General features: G+C 78.4%; 15 protein-coding genes. 1 reads left to right on the top strand and 14 read right to left on the bottom strand.

The window, feature by feature from the left end; translation table 11 throughout:
• Window positions 1–13 precede the first annotated feature (13 nt).
• From EDC03_RS14775 to EDC03_RS14750, 6 genes are all read right to left on the bottom strand, one after another.
• A complete protein-coding gene (locus EDC03_RS14775; RefSeq protein WP_123381026.1) occupies window positions 14–1,411 on the bottom strand; it encodes an ABC transporter substrate-binding protein in 1,398 nt (465 codons plus the stop codon).
• 208 nt (window positions 1,412–1,619) lie between these two features.
• Window positions 1,620–3,926: a diguanylate cyclase domain-containing protein gene (locus EDC03_RS14770; RefSeq protein WP_241967206.1), complete on the bottom strand. Its 2,307-nt coding sequence runs from the start codon at window positions 3,924–3,926 to the stop codon at window positions 1,620–1,622.
• A 165-nt stretch (window positions 3,927–4,091) separates the two neighbouring features.
• Window positions 4,092–6,131, bottom strand: coding sequence for a beta-galactosidase (locus EDC03_RS14765; RefSeq protein WP_123381024.1), 2,040 nt, complete (start codon window positions 6,129–6,131; stop codon window positions 4,092–4,094).
• 64 nt (window positions 6,132–6,195) lie between these two features.
• Window positions 6,196–7,233: an LCP family protein gene (locus tag EDC03_RS14760; protein ID WP_123381023.1), complete on the bottom strand. Its 1,038-nt coding sequence runs from the start codon at window positions 7,231–7,233 to the stop codon at window positions 6,196–6,198.
• 215 nt (window positions 7,234–7,448) lie between these two features.
• Window positions 7,449–7,748 (bottom strand): hypothetical protein, encoded by a 300-nt coding sequence (locus tag EDC03_RS14755; protein WP_123381022.1) that lies wholly within the window; start codon window positions 7,746–7,748, stop codon window positions 7,449–7,451.
• Between the two features lie 69 nt (window positions 7,749–7,817).
• On the bottom strand, window positions 7,818–8,114 hold the full coding sequence (locus EDC03_RS14750; protein ID WP_241967205.1) for an ArsR/SmtB family transcription factor: 297 nt from the start codon (window positions 8,112–8,114) through the stop codon (window positions 7,818–7,820).
• Between the two features lie 110 nt (window positions 8,115–8,224).
• Here EDC03_RS14750 and mgrA point away from each other — a divergent pair, with 110 nt between their 5' ends.
• The gene (gene mgrA / locus EDC03_RS14745; protein ID WP_277872083.1) at window positions 8,225–9,280 is read left to right on the top strand and encodes an L-glyceraldehyde 3-phosphate reductase; all 1,056 of its coding nucleotides are present in this window, start codon (window positions 8,225–8,227) and stop codon (window positions 9,278–9,280) included.
• Window positions 9,281–9,307: 27 nt separating this feature from the next.
• On the opposite strand, the gene EDC03_RS14740 is transcribed toward mgrA, so the two are convergent.
• The 8 genes from EDC03_RS14740 to EDC03_RS14705 form a co-directional block, all read right to left on the bottom strand.
• Window positions 9,308–11,077 (bottom strand): ABC transporter permease subunit, encoded by a 1,770-nt coding sequence (locus EDC03_RS14740; protein WP_422393831.1) that lies wholly within the window; start codon window positions 11,075–11,077, stop codon window positions 9,308–9,310.
• A gap of 89 nt (window positions 11,078–11,166) precedes the next feature.
• The gene (locus EDC03_RS14735) at window positions 11,167–12,696 is read right to left on the bottom strand and encodes an ABC transporter substrate-binding protein (protein ID WP_123381020.1); all 1,530 of its coding nucleotides are present in this window, start codon (window positions 12,694–12,696) and stop codon (window positions 11,167–11,169) included.
• A 50-nt stretch (window positions 12,697–12,746) separates the two neighbouring features.
• Window positions 12,747–13,532 (bottom strand): ABC transporter ATP-binding protein, encoded by a 786-nt coding sequence (locus EDC03_RS14730; RefSeq protein ID WP_123381019.1) that lies wholly within the window; start codon window positions 13,530–13,532, stop codon window positions 12,747–12,749.
• A complete protein-coding gene (locus EDC03_RS14725) occupies window positions 13,529–14,521 on the bottom strand; it encodes an ATP-binding cassette domain-containing protein (protein ID WP_241967204.1) in 993 nt (330 codons plus the stop codon). Before EDC03_RS14725 ends, EDC03_RS14730 begins: the two co-directional genes overlap by 4 nt.
• 64 nt (window positions 14,522–14,585) lie before the next feature.
• Window positions 14,586–15,380 (bottom strand): glycosyltransferase, encoded by a 795-nt coding sequence (locus EDC03_RS14720; RefSeq protein WP_123381018.1) that lies wholly within the window; start codon window positions 15,378–15,380, stop codon window positions 14,586–14,588.
• Complete coding sequence (locus EDC03_RS14715; protein ID WP_123381017.1) at window positions 15,370–16,029, bottom strand: class I SAM-dependent DNA methyltransferase; 660 nt, start codon at window positions 16,027–16,029, stop codon at window positions 15,370–15,372. The genes EDC03_RS14720 and EDC03_RS14715 overlap by 11 nt, the downstream gene beginning before the upstream one ends.
• The gene (locus tag EDC03_RS14710; protein WP_158674325.1) at window positions 16,026–16,751 is read right to left on the bottom strand and encodes a PIG-L family deacetylase; all 726 of its coding nucleotides are present in this window, start codon (window positions 16,749–16,751) and stop codon (window positions 16,026–16,028) included. The genes EDC03_RS14715 and EDC03_RS14710 overlap by 4 nt, the downstream gene beginning before the upstream one ends.
• Window positions 16,748–17,779, bottom strand: a complete 1,032-nt coding sequence (locus tag EDC03_RS14705) for an acyl-CoA dehydrogenase (RefSeq protein ID WP_199720286.1) — start codon at window positions 17,777–17,779, stop codon at window positions 16,748–16,750. The genes EDC03_RS14710 and EDC03_RS14705 overlap by 4 nt, the downstream gene beginning before the upstream one ends.
• Window positions 17,780–17,822 lie beyond the last annotated feature (43 nt).

Here is a 17,822-nt window from a genome sequence, read left to right as displayed (position 1 = left end):
CCTCGGCGCGTGCTCACTGGGGCCAGGCGGCCTCGATGTTGTTCAGCGTGTCCTCGTCGGACTGGTCGGCGGCGATCCAGTCCGTGAGCTGCTGCCACTCGGCGTCCGCGCCGACCTGCGCCGGCATGAGGTCCGAGGCGTCGAAGCGGAAGGTGACCTCGGGGTCCTGCAGCTGCTCGACCGCGAGCTGGTCGATCGGGCTCTTGAGGTTGGCCGGGTCCAGCTCGAGGTTGGCGTTGAGCCAGCCCGGGTTGGAGGCCTGCGCCTTGAGGTTGGCCCAGTCGGCCGTGGACAGCCAGTACTGGACGGCCTGCGTGGCCGGCTCCTCGTTGAAGGCCGCGACGAACTCGCCGCCGCCGACGACCGCGTTGCCGACCTCCTCGTTGATGGTCGGGAAGGGGAAGGCGAAGACGTCGCCGTCCTCGGACACGTCCGTGCCCGCGGGCCAGTTGGCCTGGTAGAAGCTCGCCTGGCGGTGCATGAAGCACGTGCCGTCGAGGATCGGCAGGCCCGCCGCCTGGAACTCCGTCGACGCGACCGAGCGGACGTCGCCGAGGCCGCCGTTGACGTACTCGTCGTTCTTGAGGACGGTGCCGACCTGCGCCAGCGACTCGGCGATGGCCGGGTCGTTGAACGGGATCTCGTGGTTGATCCACTGGTCGTAGACGTCCGGGCCCTGCGCGTGCAGGACGACGTCCTCGAGGAAGTCGGTGGCCGGCCAGCCGGTGGCCTCGCCGGAGGCGATGCCCGCGCACCAGGGCTTGACGCCCGTGGCGGCGATGGTGTCGGAGAGGGTCATGAGCTCGTCCCACGTGGTGGGGATCTCGTAGCCCGCCTCCTCGAAGGCGCTGGGCGAGTACCAGACGAAGGACTTGACGTTGGCCCCGAGCGGCGCGGCGTAGAAGGTGCCGTCCACCGTGCCGTAGTTCTTCCAGTCCTCGCTGAAGTACTGGTCGACGTTGTCGACGACGGCCTGCGGCGGCTCGACGACGGCGCCCGTGGACACCATCTGGGCGAGCAGGCCCGGCTGCGGGAGGAACGCGATGTCGGGGGCGTTGCCGGACTGCACGCGCACCGGCAGCTGCGCCTCGAACTGGCGCGAGCCGTTGTAGTTGATCTCGATGCCGGTGCACTCGGTGAAGGGGCCGAAGGCGTCGATGAAGGACTGCGACTCGGGGTCGACGATGGTCGTGTAGACCTCGACCTCGGCGCCGTCGGTGTCGCCGAACTGCTCGAACTGCGTGCAGTCGATCTCCGACTCGGCGGCCTCGGCCCCGGCGGTGTTCTCCCCGCCGCCACCGACACCGGCCTGCTCCTGCGAGGCGCAGCCGCTGACGGCGACGAGGACACCGAGCCCGGCGGCGAGGGCCGCGGCGCTCCGGGTCCGGCGGGTGGTCTGACGGACGCTCATGGGTCTCCTTCCGGGCGGCGCCCTCGCCGCCTCGCGGAGGGGATCACAGCACCCGTCGGGCTCCCGATCAACGCCCTCCGGTCACGATCCCGTCACGAACTGAAGCGCTTCAGGTCGTGGGCGCGCACATGTCCGTCCCGTCCGCCTTCGTCGGCCTCCCCGATGCCGAGGACCGCTGCGGCAGTGGACCGCCCGGGTGACGCGCGTCTCAGGCCGGCGCCGTCGCCCCCGGCCCCACCTGCTCGCGGGCGGGCGCGCCGGCCTGCCCGGGCACGACGGCGGCACGCCGCGCCCGCTTGGCGTCGTACATGCGCCCGTCGGCGTGGTGCAGCAGGTCGCGGAAGGTGGCGCCGTCGTCGGGGTGCAGGGCGACGCCGACGCTCGCGCCCACGGCGACGCGGCGGCCGTCGGGCAGCACGAGGGGTGCGGCGAGGTCCGCCGCGAGCTCCTCGGCCACCCGCGCCGCGTCCGCCGCGGCGGTGGCGGGCACGAGCCCGGGCAGGACGACGAGGAACTCGTCGCCGCCCGGCCGCGCCAGGAGGTCGTGCTCGCGCAGACGCCCGCGCAGCCGCTCGGCGACGGCCACGAGCAGCGCGTCCCCGACCCCGTGGCCGTGGCGGTCGTTGACGGCCTTGAAGCCGTCGAGGTCGCAGAAGAGCAGGGCCGCGGCGGTCCCCGTGGCGTCGGCCCGGGCGAGGACCTCCTCGACGCCCTCCTCGACCCCGCGCCGGTTGGCGAGGCGGGTCAGGGGGTCGGTGACGGCCAGCCGCTCGAGCCGCTCCAGGTAGCCGGCGGCGCGGTCGCGCTCCTGCGCGAGCCGCCGCTCGGCCTGCACGCGGTGGGTGACGTCGTCCTGGACGCCGATGTACTGCAGCACCCGGCCGTCCTCGTCGAGGACCGGCGAGAGGTGGATCTCGTTCCACCACGGCTCGCGGTCGGGGCCGCGGTGGTTGAGCAGCGTCCCGTGCCACTCGCGGCCGGCGGCGAGCGCGGCGCGGATGGCGTCGACGACGCCGCGGTCGGTGTCGCTGCCCTGGAGGAAGCGGCAGTTGCGCCCGAGGACCTGCTCGGCGCGCAGGCCGGAGAGCTGCTCGAAGGCGGCGTTGACGTACACGAGCGGCATGTCGGGGCGGCGGGCGTCCGCGATGGTGACGCCGCTCGTCGTCGCCGCGAGCGCGCGGTGCAGGAGCGCCTCGCCGGCCCCCGTGGGCCCGACCACGGTCGTCGTGCCGGGCACGGACGCCGCGAGGACCGCCGGCGCACCACCCGCGACCGCGCCCGGGACGGCCGGGGCCGTCGGCACCCGCGGCGCCACCCGGGAGAGCAGCGAGCACGCCGCGGCGACGACCGTGCTGCGCCGGTAGGTCAGCGCGTACTCGAAGGTGCGCTGCATGTCGGGGCCGTCGTCGCCGAGGTCGCGCGCCAGCAGCGCGGCGGAGAAGTGGGGGCCGAGGACGACGACGTCCCACTCGCCCCGGACCGCGTCCGTCGGGTCGAGGTGGGCGCCTCGCAGGCCCGGCACCGGCTCGGCCGGGAGGTCCTCGCCGATGGCGCAGACGAAGCCCGTGCGCTCCACGAGGTCGCGGTAGCGGCCGGCGGTCGCGGGCGTGAAGTGGCGCGCCTCCTGGAAGGTCGAGGCGACGACGGCGGTCTCGCCCAGCCGCAGCGCCTCGCGCTCGAGCTGCTTGGACAGCTCGATGAGCAGCCGCTTCGGGGAGCGCCGCAGCGGCGTGCCGGGCGGCAGGAGGGCGAAGGGCGACGAGCGCTCGGGGAGCACGGGCGGCGGCGCGGGCAGCGCGAGCGCGCCGACGGCCAGCCCGGCCACGGGGCCCGGACCGGGCCGGCCGAAGAGCCAGCCCTGCCCGAGGCGCGCGCCGAGCCCGCGGGCCGCGCGGAGGTGGCCCTCGTGCTCGATCCCCTCCGCGAGGACGACGGCGCCCGTCTCCTCGGCGTAGGCGTTGACGGCGTTCATCACCTGGGCGACGGCGGGGCCGGGCCGGTCCTGCACGAGCCGCAGGTCGAGCTTGACGACGTCGGGGCGCAGCAGCGGCATGAGCGCGAGGGACATCGCCTCGGCGCCGACGTCGTCCAGCGCGACGCCCCACCCGAGGGAGCGGACGCGCTCGACGGTGCGGAGCAGCTCGGCGGGGCGGGCCGCGAGGGCGCGCTCGGTGAGCTCGACGACGACGCGCAGGTCGCCCGGCGCCCCCTCGGCGAGGGCGAGCAGCTCGTCGAGCGGTGCCGCGTCGAGCACCTCGGGCTCGACGTTGACGAAGAGGGTGAGCGGGGCCAGCAGGCCGGCGTCGACGGCGCCGCTCAGCGCCGCGCGGCGGCAGGCGCCGTCGAGCTCGCCGAGGAGCCCGTGCGCGCGGGCGGCGTCGAAGAGGTCGGACGGCATCTCCAGCGCGGTCCCCCGCGGCCCGCGGGCCAGCGCCTCGTAGGCGACGACGGCGCCCGTGTCGAGGTCGACGATGGGCTGGAAGACGCTGCGGACGCCCCCCAGGGCGGCGCTCACCTCATGTCGGTCCAACGGGGACTCCTGCTCCTGCTGGTGGCCCGGGCGGGGCCGCGCGCGGGGCCCCGCGCCCGGACCTGGACGGCGGGAGCCCCGCTCTCCCGTCGGCAGGCGCGCGGGCCGCGCCCGGGCGTGCGCGGCACGGTCACCCGTCCGGCCCAGCGCTCAGGCGGCGGCGCCCTCCCGCAGCACGACGACGCCCCCGGCCGGCACGAGGACGGGGGCGGCGCCGTCGTGCGCCGCGCCCGTGAGGAGGTCCGTGCCGGACGCCGCCAGCGGCAGGTCGACGTCGCCGTGGTTGACGGCGAAGAGCCACGACACCTCCCCGGCGCGGCGCCGCACCACCTCGAGGTCCCGCGGGAGGTCGCGCGCGGGCGTGCCCGCGGCGGCGAGCACCTCGGCGTAGAGCTCCCGCAGGCCCACGACGTCGAGCCGGGTCGCGACGTACCAGGCGGCGCCCGCGCCCAGGTCGTGCCGCGTGAGCGCGGGGTGGCCGGCGTCGGGGCCGTCGAGGAAGGTCCGGAGCACCTGCGCACCGCGGGGCCGGACCCGCTCGGACCAGACGTCGGCCACCGGCCCCGGGGTGCCGCCCGCCGGCGAGAGGCGCACCCGCCCGCCCTCGGGCAACGGGTGCCACTCCTCGACGTCGAGGCCGAGCACGTCGCGCAGCTGCCCCGGGTACGGCCCGGCGGGGACGGCGTCGGTCTCGTCGACCACCCCGGAGAAGAAGGGGACGACGAGGTGCCCGCCCTGCTCGACGTACGCGCGCAGCACGTCCCGCGCCCGGTCCGGCACGAGGTACTGCTGCGGCAGCACGAGCACGCGGTGCCGGGCGAGGCGCTCGAGGTCGGCGTCCACGGGGACGACGGCGACGGTGCGGTGCAGGTCGAGCAGCGCCTCGTGGGTGGCCGCGGCCCGCTCGGCGTACGTGAGGTCGACCGTCGGCCGGAACTCCAGCTCGAGCGCCCACCAGGACTCCCAGTCCCACACCATCGCGACGTCGTCCTCGACGACGCTGCCCCGGACCTCCGCGAGGGCGGCCAGGTCGGCGCCCAGCGCGACGACGTCCCGCCACTGCCGCGAGCCCGTCCCCGCCTGCGGCAGCATCGCCGAGTGGAACTTCTCCGCCCCGGCGCGGGACGCCCTCCACTGGAAGAACATCGCGCCCTCGGACCCGCGGGCCACGTGCGTCAGCGCGTTGCGGCGCATCTCCCCGGGCCGCTTGGCCAGGTTGCGCGGCTGCCAGCTGACGGCCGACGTCGAGTGCTCGAGGAGGAGCCACGGGCCCCCGCCCGCGAGACCGCGGGAGATGTCGTCCGCGAGCGAGAGGCCCAGCTGCGGGCGCTCCGCGGCGGCCGTGAGGTAGTGGTCGTCGGCGACGACGTCCACCTCCCGCGCCCAGCGCCAGTAGTCGAGGTGCCGGCTGCCCTGCGTCATGAGGTTGGTCGTCACGGGGACGTCGGCGCCCGCCGCCGGGCGCCGCGCCCGGATGGCGTCGCGCTCCCCGACGAAGCAGGCCAGGTGCTCGTCGGAGGAGAAGCGCAGGTGGTCGAGCTGCTGGGCGGGGTTGGACGGCATGGGCGCGAGCCGCGGCGTCCCGACCTCCTCCCAGGTGCCGTACCGCTGGCCCCAGAAGGACGTCCCCCAGGCCTCGTTGAGACGGTCGAGGTCGCCGTACCGCTCCCGCAGCCACGCGCGGAAGGCGGCGTCGCTGACCGGGCACCAGCAGGCGCCGACGTGGGCGCCGAACTCGTTGCCGACGTGCCACAGGGCGAGGGCGGGGTGGCCGCCGAGGTCGGCGGCCAGGTGCCCGGCGAGGGCCTGCGCGGCGCGCCGGTACTCCGGGCTGCTGGGGCAGAAGTGCTCCCGCGCGCCGACGTCGAGGCGGACGCCCTCGCGCGTCATCGGCAGGGAGGCCGAGTACCGGCGCGAGAACCACGCCGGGGGCGAGGCCGTGGGCGTCGCGAGGTCGACCTTGATCCCCTCCGCGTGCAGCCGGTCGAGCAGCGCCCGCAGCCAGGCGGTCTCGTAGCGGCCCTCCTCCGGCTCGAGGAGGACCCAGGAGAAGACGCCGACCGTGACGAGGGTGACGCCCGCCTCGGCCATGAGGCGCACGTCCTCCTCGAGGACGTCGGCCGGCCACTGCTCGGGGTTGTGGTCGCCGCCGAAGGCGAGCCGGTCCAGGCGCGGGACGAGGTGGGGCACGGGTCTCCTCGGCGGGTCCGGGCCGGCGGCCGCCGGCGCGGCCCCACCGTAGGGACGGGCGCCGTCAGCCCACGGCCGCCCGCAGCGCCTCGGCGTCGCCCGCCGTGAAGGCGGCCCAGACGGCCGCGGCGCCGGCGTCGTCCGCGTAGAGGACCGACTGGCCCTGCTCCGTCCCGTCGCCGGCCACCGGCACGGTGACGGCGACGACGTCCTCGCCCGGCGTCGTCCCCAGCGCCCGCGCCAGGGCCTCGAGGTCGGCGGCACCGGTGGCGTCGTCGACCGCCACGTGCTCGCGGACGACGCCGAGGACGGCCCGTGCGCGGCGCGGGTCCGTCAGTGTGTCGGGCGAGAGCACCTCGTCGAAGAGGGCGAGGAGGTACCGCTGCTGGTTGGCGATCCGGTCGAGGTCGCCGCGGGGCAGGCTCTTGCGCTCGCGCAGGTAGGCCAGCGCCGTCGGGCCGTCGAGGGTGACCTCGCCCTCCGCGACGGGGACGCCCTGCGCCGTCATGGCGACGGGGTTGTGCACGGTGACGCCGCCGACGGCGTCCGTGAGGTCGGTGATGCCGGCGAAGTCGATGGCCGCGTAGTGCTGCACCTCCACGCCCGTCTCCTGCGCGAGCGTCCGCACGAGCAGGGACGGCCCGCCCCAGGAGTACGCGGCGTTGAGCTTGGCGGGGCCGTGGTCCGGCACGTCGACCCACAGGTCGCGCGGCAGGGAGACGAGGAGGACCTCGCCCGCCGGCGTCACGCGGCCGAGCACCATGACGTCGGAGCGCTGCGCCCCCGGCACCCAGTCGCCGTCGCCCTCGACCTGCGCGGCGCCGCGGGCGTCGGAGCCGACGAGGAGGAAGGGGCCGTCGAGCGGGCGCCCGTCCCCCTCGGACGCGCCGGCGCCGGGCGTGACGACGCCGGTGAGCCGCTGCAGGTCCGCGAGGGCGGTGCCCGCGACGCCGCGCAGGCCCACGAGCGCGACGGCCGTGGCGGCGACGAGGCCCAGCACGACGACGCCGGCGACGACCGCGCGGCGGCGGCGACGTCCACGGGTCGGGCGTCCGGCGGCGGTCTCGGCGGCGCCCGTGCGCGCCCGGCGGTCCCTGCTCATCCGGCCCTCCCGGCCCTCGTCGGGGAGGCCGTCGGCCGTCGTGCCCGGCGGGGCCCCCGGCCCGTGGCGCCCGCGGTGGCCGGCGCCTCGTCACGCACGGTAACGAGGTCAGGGGTGCGTGACCCACCCGTGACCGCGGCGGTGACCCGTCCGGACGCACGGACGCCCCGCCGGCGGGGGCCGGCGGGGCGTCGGTGGCGGTGCGTCGAGCGGCGTCAGTGCTCGTCGTAGTGGCCCTCGTGGGCCGCGTGGCGGTGCTCGCCGTGGACGTAGTCGACGTGGTCGCCGTGCTCGACGGTCGCGTGGCCGCAGCCCTCGCCGTGCTCGTGGTCGTGGCCGCCGTCGACGACGTGCGCGTCGACGGGGTGCTCGTCGTAGTGGCCGTCGTGGCCGTTGTGCGCGTGGCCGTCGTGGAGGTAGTCCACGTGGTCGCCGTGGGGGACGACGGCGTGGCCGCAGTCCGGGGCGTGCACGTGGTCGTGGTCCGCGTGGGTGTCGTGGGTGGTGGCGCTCATGGCGGTCCTCCGTCGGTCTCGGGGGGATGGCGGTGCGGGGGTGGCGGTACGGGGGCGGCGCGGGGCCGGTCAGCCGTCGTCGTCCTCGGTGCCGTGCGCGAGGGCGTCGGCGACCACGTGGGCCACGTGCTCGTCGACGACCTCGTAGGTGACGGTGCGGCCGTCGCGGCGGCCGTGGACCAGCCGGGCCTGCCGCAGCACCCGGAGGTGCTGGGAGACGAGCGGCTGGCTCACGCCGAGGTCCTCGGCCAGGTCGCCCACCGTGGCGGGGGCCTGCGCCAGACGCTGCACGAGCGCCAGGCGCCGGGGGGAGGCCAACGTGGCGAACAGCTCCGCCGTCCGCTCGTAGACCTCCTCCGCGACCACGACCGGGACCATAGGTGCGCACGTGCGCATGTGTCCACCGCGCGCCCGGCGCGCGACCCGCCGCTCCCTAGGCTCGGGCGCGAAGGACCACCCCTCGAGAGGACGACGACGTGCCCCGCCTCACCGACCCCTCCGTCCACCACCGCGCCGCGGACGACCGCTACGACGCCATGACCTACCGGCGCACGGGCCGCAGCGGGCTCGACCTGCCGCTGCTGTCGCTCGGGCTGTGGCACAACTTCGGCGACGACGTCCCCCTGGACCGCCAGCGCGCGGTGCTGCGCCGGGCGTTCGACCTGGGCATCACCCACTTCGACCTCGCCAACAACTACGGCCCGCCCTACGGCAGCGCCGAGGCGAACTTCGGCCGGGTGCTGCGGGAGGACCTGGCGCCCTACCGGGACGAGCTCGTCATCTCCAGCAAGGCCGGCTACGACATGTGGCCGGGCCCGTACGGGCAGGGCGGCGGCGGCCGCAAGTACGTCCTCGCGAGCCTCGACCAGTCGCTCGAGCGCCTGGGCCTGGAGTACGTCGACATCTTCTACAGCCACCGGCCGGACCCCTCGACGCCGCTCGAGGAGACGATGGGCGCGCTCGACACCGCCGTCCGCTCGGGCCGGGCGCTGTACGCGGGCATCTCCTCCTACGGCCCCGAGGACACCCGCCGGGCGGCCGAGATCCTCCGCGACCTCGGCACGCCGCTGCTCATCCACCAGCCCTCGTACTCGATGCTCAACCGCTGGGTCGAGACCGAGGGCCTGCTCGACGTCCTCGCCGAGGTCGGCGCCGGCTGCATCGCCTTCTCGCCGCTGGCCCAGGGGATGCTGACGAGCAAGTACCTCGACGGCGTGCCCGAGGGCTCGCGGGCCTCGCAGGGCAAGTCCCTGTCCCCCGACCTGCTGACCGAGCAGACGCTCGCCCACGTCCGCGCCCTCGACGGCATGGCGCGCGAGCGCGGCCAGTCGCTCGCGCAGATGGCGCTCGCCTGGGCGCTGCGCGACGAGCGGGTCACCTCGCTCGTCATCGGCGCCAGCAGCGTGCAGCAGCTCGAGCAGAACGTCGCCGCGCTGGAGCACCTCGCCTTCGACGACGAGGAGCTCCGCCGGGTCGACGAGCACGCCGTCGAGGCGGGCATCGACCTGTGGAAGGCCCCGCGGGAGGCCTGACGTCCCGGCCGGGGGGCGGCGCGGCGGTCAGCCGCGCCGCGCCCCCGGCCGCCGCCGGCGGGGAGGCCGGAGCCCGGCCGCGGTGACGGCGAGGACCGACAGCGCGACGAGGGCACCCGCCGGCGCCAGCACGACCCAGGGCGCGCGCTCGACGTACGGCATCCCGCCGGCCAGGACGAGGCCCCAGTCCGGCGAGGGCGGCTGCGGGCCCAGCCCGAGGAAGCCGAGGGCGGCGAGCGCCAGCGCGACGCCGGGCAGCCGGACGAGGGCGTTGCGGACGACGGGCGGGACGACGGCCGGCAGGACGTGCCGCACCGTGCGGCGCACCCGCCCGACGCCGAGGACGGGCAGGACCTCGACGTGCGGACGGGCCCGCGCCTCGCCGACGAGCGCGGCCGTGTGCGCGGCCAGCGGCGCCCAGCTCACGAGCAGGACCGCCACCGCCGCCCCCGCCGCCGAGGGCCCGACGAGCGCCACGACGACGATGCCGGCGACGACGGGCGGCGTCGCGTTCGTCACCTCGACGAGCCCCGTGGTCGCGCGCGGGAGGAGGCCGAGCACGACGCCGAGGACGCAGGACAGCGCGGTGACGGCGAGCGCGAGCGCGCCGGTCGCGGCGGCCCCCGCGGCCAGGCGGGCGAGGAGGTCGCGGCCGGACGCGTCGGCGCCCAGGAGCAGGTCCGGCGACGGCGGGGCGAGCCGCCCGCGGTCGGCGGCGTAGGCGTCCCCCGGCAGCCCGAGGGCGACGACGAGCACGAGCAGCAGCGCGGCGGCGGCGGGCACGACCCAGGCGGCCCGGCCGGCCGGCGTCGGGACGGGGGGCGGCGGCAGGGCGGCCGTGCGGGCCGCCGCGCCGAGGAGCAGCCGCCGCGCCGCCTGCGCGAGCGCCCCGAGGACGGCGGCGACGAGGAGCAGGGCGAGGACGCCGACCTGCAGGGCGGGCAGGTCCTGCGCCGACGCGGCGCCGAGGGTGAGGCGGCCGAGCCCCGGGACGGCGAAGACCTGCTCGACGGCGACGGCGCCGCCCGTCAGGCCGACGAGCACGAGCCCCACCTGCGGCAGCAGCCCAGGGAGCGCGCGGAGGAGGAGGCCGCGCGCCAGCATGGCCCGCGAGGCACCCGCCGCCGTCCACGTGGCGACCCAGGAGCCCGTGGCGGCGTCCGCGACGGCGTCCGCGAGGAGCAGGCCGAGCAGGCCCCCGCCCGGCACGCCGAGGGCGAGCGCGGGCAGCACCGCGTGGTGCAGCCCCTCCCAGCCGTAGGGCGGCAGCACCCCCCACCACACGGCGACGACGACGAGGAGCACCGACGCGAGGAGGAAGTCGGGCAGGGCCACGAGGGTCGCGGCGAGCGCGCCGCCCGGACGGCGCGGTCGGCCGCCGGCGGCCCGCCGGAGGGTGGGCAGGACGAGCAGGCCGGCCACGACGACCGCGACGAGCGCGGCCAGCGCCATGAGGGTGAGGCTCACGCCGAGCCCCTCGACCGCCCCGGCGAGGACCGGCCGCCCGCTGACCCACGACGTCCCGAGGTCGCCGCGGACCGCGTCGGCGAGCCAGCGTCCGAGGAACGTCCACGGGCCGTCGTCCAGCCCGAGGTCGGCGCGCACGGCCGCGAGCGCCTCGGGGGTGGCGAGGGTCTCCGCCGAGCGGCTGCGCAGGACGGTGAGCGCCGGGTCGGTGCGCGACAGCCAGGGCAGGAGGCCGACGAGCGCGACCGTCCCGCCGACGGCGGCGAGGCGGGACACGGGCACGACGAGGTCGCCGGCCCGCCGCCGCCACCGGCGCGGGTCGGCGGGCACCGCGGGACGGGGGGCGTCGGGGTCGAGGACGCGGTGGCCCGCGGCGCCCGGGGGCGCCGCGGCCGTGGACGGGCCGGCGGTCACGGGCGTCAGCCCACGCTCGTCCCGGGCAGCACGAGCAGGCGCTCGCGCGGGTCGCGCGCCGCCCCGGCCACCCGCGCCGACTCTCCCTGGACCACCCGCTCGTGGAGCATGGGGATGCCGGCGTCGGCCTCGAGGACGAGCCGCTCCGCCTCGAGGACGGCGGCCCGTCGCGCGTCGCCCGGAGGGGTCCTCGACGCCCGCACGAGCGCCGCGTCGACCTCCGGGTCGCAGAGCTGGGAGATGTTGAAGGAGCCCTCGCAGGCGAAGTCGGAGTAGAGGTACGCCACGGGGTCGCCGGAGTCGAGGACCGTGGCGCGCGAGAGGACGAAGGCGTCGAAGGCGCCGTCGAGGGCGTCGGCCTCGATCTGCGCGTACTCGCGCACCTCCTGCGTCACGTCGAAGCCGACGGCCTCGAGCTGCTGCTCGAGCTGGACGGCGACCTCGGGCAGCTCGGCCCGGTCGGTGAAGGTCCCGAGGGTCAGCGGCGTGCCGGGCGGCACCGTCCCCGCCGCGGTGGGCGTCCGGTCGGGGCGCCCCTCGGCGGCCCACGGCAGCGCCGGGCCGAGCAGGCCCTCGGCGACGTCGGCGCGACCCTCGTAGACGCCCTCGACGATGCCCTCCGCGTCGACCGCCTCCCGCACGGCGGCGCGCAGCGCCGGGTCGGCGAGGACGCCGTCGGCGGTGTTGAGGTAGAGCGTGTTGGTCCGGGGCATCGGGACCTCGGTGATGAGCTCCTCGTCGACGAGGGACGCCTGCGAGACGGGGATCGCCTCGACGACGTCCGCGGTGCCCGTCCGCAGCGCCGCCGCGCGCGCCGTCCCGTCGGAGACGTAGCGCGCGTCGATGCCCGCGGCCGCCGCCGGCTCCCCCCAGTAGTCGTCGTAGCGCTCGAGCGTCGCCCCGGTCGTGCCGTCGCGGACGGTCAGCTCGAAGGCGCCCGTGCCCGTGCCGACGGGGTCGACGACGCCGCCGTCGCCGTACGCGGCCTCGGCGAGCACGACCAGCTGGGGGCTCGAGAGCCGCTGCGGCACCAGCGGGTCCACCTCGGCGGTCCGCACGAGCACCGCGGAGGGGTCGGCCGGGTCCACCTCGGCGGTGAGGTCCACGCCGTCGAGGATGCGCGGCGGCGTCGTCGCGCCGGCCGCCGCGGTGAGCGACCGGACCACCGCCGCGGCCGTGAGGTCGGTGCCGTCGTGGAAGGTCACGCCCGGCCGGACCGCGAAGCGCCAGGTGAGGTCGTCGACCTGCTCCCACGCCGTGGCGAGCGCCGGCTGCGCGTCCCCGGCCTCGTCGAGGACGACGAGCGTCTCCGCCGTCGACCAGCGGGAGAGCTTGAAGGCGTCGTCCGACAGGGGCGACAGCGCGGAGCGGGGCGGCTGCAGGTGCGCGATGCGGATGCGGTCGTCCGGGGCCGCGGCGTCGGCGCCCCCGGCGTCCCCGGTGCCGGCGGGCCCGGCCGAGAAGCACCCCGAGAGGAGGGTGCCGGCGAGGAGGAGGCCGCCGGCGCGGGCGGCGGTGGTGCTGCGGGTGGGCATGGCGGTGCTCTCCAGGGGTGCGGGGCCGGCGGGGGCCGGGGCGGGTCGGGTCAGGCGGGGGACGGGACCGGGGCGACGACGGACGCGTCGACGAGCGCGCGGGCGGCGGCGGAGCGGGGGGCGGCGAGGACGACGTCGGCGGGGCCCTCCTCGACGACGCGGCCGCCGTCGAGGACGAGCACGCGCGGGCAGAGCGCGGCGGCCGCGGCGAGGTCGTGGGAGACGACGACGAGCGCCGTCCCCTGCTCCTGCGAGACCCGCCGGAGCAGGGCGAGGGCGTCCGCGCGGCGGGGCGGGTCGAGGCCGCCGAGCGGCTCGTCGGCCACGAGCAGCCGGGGGCGGGTGACGAGCGCGCGGGCGAGCGCGACCCGCTGGGCCTGCCCGCCGGAGAGCTGTCCGGGGAGCCGGTCGGCGAGGTCGTCGTCGAGGCCGACGGCCTCGAGCGCCCCCGCGACGCGCGCCGCCCGGTCCGCCGGCGCCACGGCGGGCTCGAGCCGGCGGACGGGCTCGGCGACGAGGTCGCGCACGGCGGCGCGCGGGTCGAGGGAGAGGGCCGGGTCCTGGGGGACCAGCTGGACGAGACGGCGGAACCAGCGCAGGGCCCCTGCCCGGCCGGGTCGCACGGGCCGCCCCCCGGCGACGAGCGTGCCCGCGTCGAGCGGCTGCAGCGCGAGCAGCGCGCGGACGAGCGTGGACTTGCCCGAGCCCGAGCGGCCCACGAGCGCGGTGCGCTCCCCCGGCGCGACGACGAGGTCGACGCCCGCCAGGGCGTGGACGGGCGCGGCGCCACGACGACGGTGGACGACGTGCAGGCCACGGGCCTCGAGCAGGCTCACGCCGGCACGCCCGCCGGGGCGGGGACGGTCGCACCGGCCCGGGGGTCGGTGCCGCCGGCGCGGTCGGCCCCGACGAGCGCGCGGGCGGCCGGGTGCCCGGGGGCGGCGAGCACGCGGGCGGTCGGGCCGGTCTCGACGACCCGGCCGTCCGCGACGACGGCGACGCGGGAGCAGAGCGCCGCGGCGACGGCGAGGTCGTGGGTGACGAGGAGGAGGCCGGCGCGGCCGGGCCCGGTCCGGTCGGCGAGGACGTCGAGCACCGCCGCCTGCGTCACGGTGTCGAGCGCCGTCGTCGGCTCGTCGGCGACGACGAGCGGCGCCGCGGCCGCGAGCGCGACGGCGAGGGCCACCCGCTGGCGCTGGCCGCCGGACAGCTCGGCCGGGCGGCCCGCGGCGACGCGCCGCGGGTCCTCGAGGCCCACGGCGGCGAGGAGCTCGAGCACCGCGCGGCGGGCGGCGGCGCGACCCGGGCGGCGCCCCGCCCGGTCGTGGCGCGCGCGCAGCGGCATCGCCACCTGGGCACCGACGGCGACGAGCGGGTGCAGCGCCGCCGAGGGGTCCTGCAGGACGACGGCGGGGCGCCGGTCGACGGGGCGGCGGGGGCCCGGGACGTCGAGGACGTCGGCGCCTCCCAGCCGGACCCGTCCCTGCGCCCGCAGCCCCGGCGGGAGCTGCCCGCGGACGGCGGCCGCGGTGAGGCTCTTGCCCGACCCCGACGCGCCGACGAGGGCCACGCGCTCGCCGGCGCCGACGGCGAGGTCGACGCCGCGCAGCAGCGGCACGGTGGCGTCGCGACGGGTGGCGGGGACCTCGACCCGCAGGTCGGAGACCTCGAGCACGGGCTCGTCGGCGGCCGTGCCGTCGGCGGTCCCGGTCGCCCCGGCCCGGGGACGCCCGTGGTGCGCCGGCGGCGTCGCGGTCGTGGGCGCGGGACGGCCCCCGCGGTGGTGACGGGCGACGGAGGGCAGGACCGGGCGACGGTGCGGCACGGCGACCTCCGGGCGTGGTGGAGCAGGACGCCGCGGAGGTTAGCGCAGGTGGGAGTCGTTATCGTTAGCCACTGGGCACGCGCCCCGGGCCGGCGAGGTCGGCGAGGAGGTCGGCCAGCCCGCCGTCGGCCCGTCCGCGCGTCCGACCGCTCGTCACGGCGCGCGGCCACGTCGGACGGACGACGACCCCGCCGGCCGCCGCGACGGCGTCGAGCAGCGCCGCGTCCTCGCCGGAGTCGACGCGCGGGAAGCCGCCGGCCGCCCGCCAGGCCGACGCGCGCACCCCTAGGTCGGCGCCGTAGACGTGCCCGTGCTCCTCCCCGCCGACCCCGTCGCGGGGCCGGACGAGGCGGGCGTAGCGCTCGCGGGCCGGGCGGTCGAGGCCCGGGTCGTCGTCGAGGTCCACCGCGCCGGCCACGAGGTCCGCCCCCGCGTCCGCGCGCCGTACCTGCTCGACGAGCCACCCGGGCGGGACGACGGTGTCCGCGTCCGTCCCCGCCACCCACAGCTCGTCCGTCGCGACGGGCCGCCGTCGCCGGGCGAGCGCGAGCCCCGCGGTCACGGCGGCGTCCCGCACCTCCGCGACGGTGCGTCGCGGCGCGGGCCCGAGCTCGACGACGAGCGTGCCGGGGCGGCCCCCGAGCACGGCCTCCACGGCGGCGCGGGAGCCGTCGACGCAGCGGTCGAGGGCGACCGCGACGACGACGGGCAGCGGCACGCGGGCGGCCGCGGCGAGCACCGAGCGCAGGCAGGCCCGCACGCGCCGCTCCTCGTCGCGCACGGGGACCGCCACGACGACGGCCCGGACCGGTCGTCGGCGGCCGCGCGGCGCCGGGACGGGGTGCGGCTCAGCCGTCATCGCCGGGACGTCGCCACACGTCGAGGAGGAACGGCTCCTCGACGTGGGCGACGAGGTGCTCGGCGCCGTCGTCCTCCAGCCGCCGGAGGCGGCGGTGCACCTCGTCGCCGGGGACGGGCAGCGTCTCGGGGTCCCGCCGCCAGTGGACGGCGAGGAGCTCGCCGCCCGGCGCCAGCAGGGCGGGCAGCCGCGCGACGAGCTCGTCGAGCGCGTCGGGCCGCAGGAAGTACCCCACCTCGGAGAGGACGACGAGGTCGACGACGGCGCCGGGGCCGCTGGGCAGGTCGTCCGGCACGGTGCCCCGGCGGACGTCGACGTCGGCGCCCCCGAGGCCCGCGGCGGCGACCTCGCGCCGGGCGAGGTCCACCGCGACGGCGGAGGCGTCCAGCGCCGTGAGGCGGCCGGCCCGCCGGGCCAGCTCGACCGTCATGACGCCGTTGCTGCAGCCGATCTCGAGGACCCGGCCGTAGCGCTCGCGCGGCAGGGCCGCCAGCGCTAGGGCGCGCTTGCGGCGCTCGTACCAGTCGCCCCGGACGCGCCACGGGTCGGCGTCGCCCCGGTAGAGGGCGTCGAAGTGCTCGCCGTCGAAGGGCGGGAGGTCGGAGCGGTCGGGGTCCTGCGGACACCCTGCGCCCGTGGGGGCGCTCACGCCGTCACCACGAGGCCGTCGCCGGCGAGCGCGGCGAGGTCGTCGGGCCCGAGCAGCGGCCCGTGCCCCTCGAAGCCCTCGACCTGGCTCGCGTGGGCGGCGAGCGCCGCGGCGAGCCGGCCCGCCGCCGGTCCCGCGACGGGCACGCGGGACGCCGTCGCCCGGGGCAGGCGGGCGTCGTCGTCGTCCCACCAGACCCGCGCCCACAACGGGGCCTGCACCGACGGCACGGCGAGGCGGGCGGCCAGGGCGACGGCCGCGAGCGCCGCCCCGGCGTGGTCGTGGTGCGGGTCGTGCGGCCACAGGCCCACGACGAGGTCCGGGGGCGACGCGGCGGCCGCCGCGTCGACGGCCCCGCGCACGGCGGCGGCGACGTCGGGCAGCCGGGCGTCGGGCAGCCCCGCCCGGAGCACCCGCCCGCCGCGGTGACCGGCCCCGGGGAGCAGGGCCGCCCACGCGGCGTCGAGCTCGTCGCGGCGCACCGCCGCGAGCCGGGCCCGCCCCGCCGCGTCGAGGGCGGGGTAGGCCGCCTCCCCGTCGGTGAGGACGAGCAGGTCGAGGACCCAGCCGGCGGCGTCGAGCGTCGTGACGACGGGCCCGAGCGCCAGGACCTCGTCGTCGGGATGGGCGACGACGACGAGCGCCCGACCCGGCGGCACCGGCGGCGCCCACACCGGGAGGACGGGGCGGCCGGGCCGCGCGGTGGCCGTCGACGCGGTCACGCCGCGTCCAGGACGGCGCGGCCGAGCCGCTCGAGGTCGCCCTCGGCGTGCTGCTGGCGGACGTAGACGGCGAGGTCGGCGGCGCGGCGGGCGATGTCGGCGTCCCGGCACAGCGGGGTGGCGCCCGTGGCGCGGGCCGAGCGGCGCAGCACCTCCTCGACCACCTGGTCGACCTCGTGGCGCACCCGCAGCGCGAGCGTCGTGCGGTCGCCCGTCGGGTCGGCGTCGACGACGCCCGCGGCCTCGGCCAGCAGGGCCTGCCCCCGGGCGACGGCCGACGACGCCGCCCCGAGGTGGACGAGCTGGTGCGGTGTCGGGGCCCGCCCGGAGGCCTCGCCCCGCGCGAGCGAGGCCGTCAGCGCCCGGACGACGCCGCGGGCCCCGCCCCACCACACGGCGGCGACGCCGAGCCCGCCGACGTGGAGGCCGGGCCGGCCGGCGTAGAAGCCCGGCGGGCCGACGACCGCGGCGGCGGGCACGTCGACGTCGTCGACGACGACGTCGAGGCTGTCGCTGTCGTCCATCCCGACGGCCGCCCACGTGCCCGGCCGCGGCGTCACGCCGGTCCCGCGGACGTCGAGGAGGACGAGGTGCGGCTGCCCGCCGTCCTCCGTGGCGGTGACGAGCGCGGCGTCGAGGACGCGGGCGCCGCTGGCGTAGCGCAGGGTGCCCGCGACCCGCAGCCCGCCGTCGCCGGTGGCGACGGCCCGCAGCCCCGTCCCCTCGCTGGCCGACGCCCACACGCCGAGCAGCGCGTCCTCCGGCGCCGGCACGCCCGCCTCGGCCAGGACGGCGACGGCGTCCGTGTGCCCCTCGGCGAGGCGGCCGAGCACGAGGTCGGCGCTCCCCCACTCCGCGAGGGCGGCCCACCGCTCGGCCGTCCGGCCGACGCCGGGCAGCGGGACGTCCAGCTCGCCGGCCGCGAGCATCGCCCGCAGGTGGGCGCGCTGCGCCGCCAGGACGTCGGCGGTCGGAGAGGTGCTGCGCGGGAACGGGTCGTCCGGGAGGGCGGGCGGTGCGGAGGTCACGCCCACGATCCTGCGCGCGCCCGGCCCGCCGTGCCCGCCGTGG

Origin of the sequence: Pseudokineococcus lusitanus, from assembly GCF_003751265.1 — a bacterium.
Classification (GTDB): domain Bacteria; phylum Actinomycetota; class Actinomycetes; order Actinomycetales; family Quadrisphaeraceae; genus Pseudokineococcus; species Pseudokineococcus lusitanus.
This window is presented reverse-complemented; position numbering and strand designations above follow the sequence as displayed.

What these genes read in the sequence shown, in the direction of transcription:
- EDC03_RS14760 (WP_123381023.1), bottom strand. Translation starts at nt 7,233, where the DNA reads ATGAGCAGGGACCGCCGGGCGCGCACGGGCGCCGCCGAGACCGCCGCC.
- EDC03_RS14720 (WP_123381018.1), bottom strand. Translation starts at nt 15,380, where the DNA reads ATGACGGCTGAGCCGCACCCCGTCCCGGCGCCGCGCGGCCGCCGACGA.
- EDC03_RS14735 (WP_123381020.1), bottom strand. Translation starts at nt 12,696, where the DNA reads ATGCCCACCCGCAGCACCACCGCCGCCCGCGCCGGCGGCCTCCTCCTC.
- EDC03_RS14775 (WP_123381026.1), bottom strand. Translation starts at nt 1,411, where the DNA reads ATGAGCGTCCGTCAGACCACCCGCCGGACCCGGAGCGCCGCGGCCCTC.
- EDC03_RS14755 (WP_123381022.1), bottom strand. Translation starts at nt 7,748, where the DNA reads ATGAGCGCCACCACCCACGACACCCACGCGGACCACGACCACGTGCAC.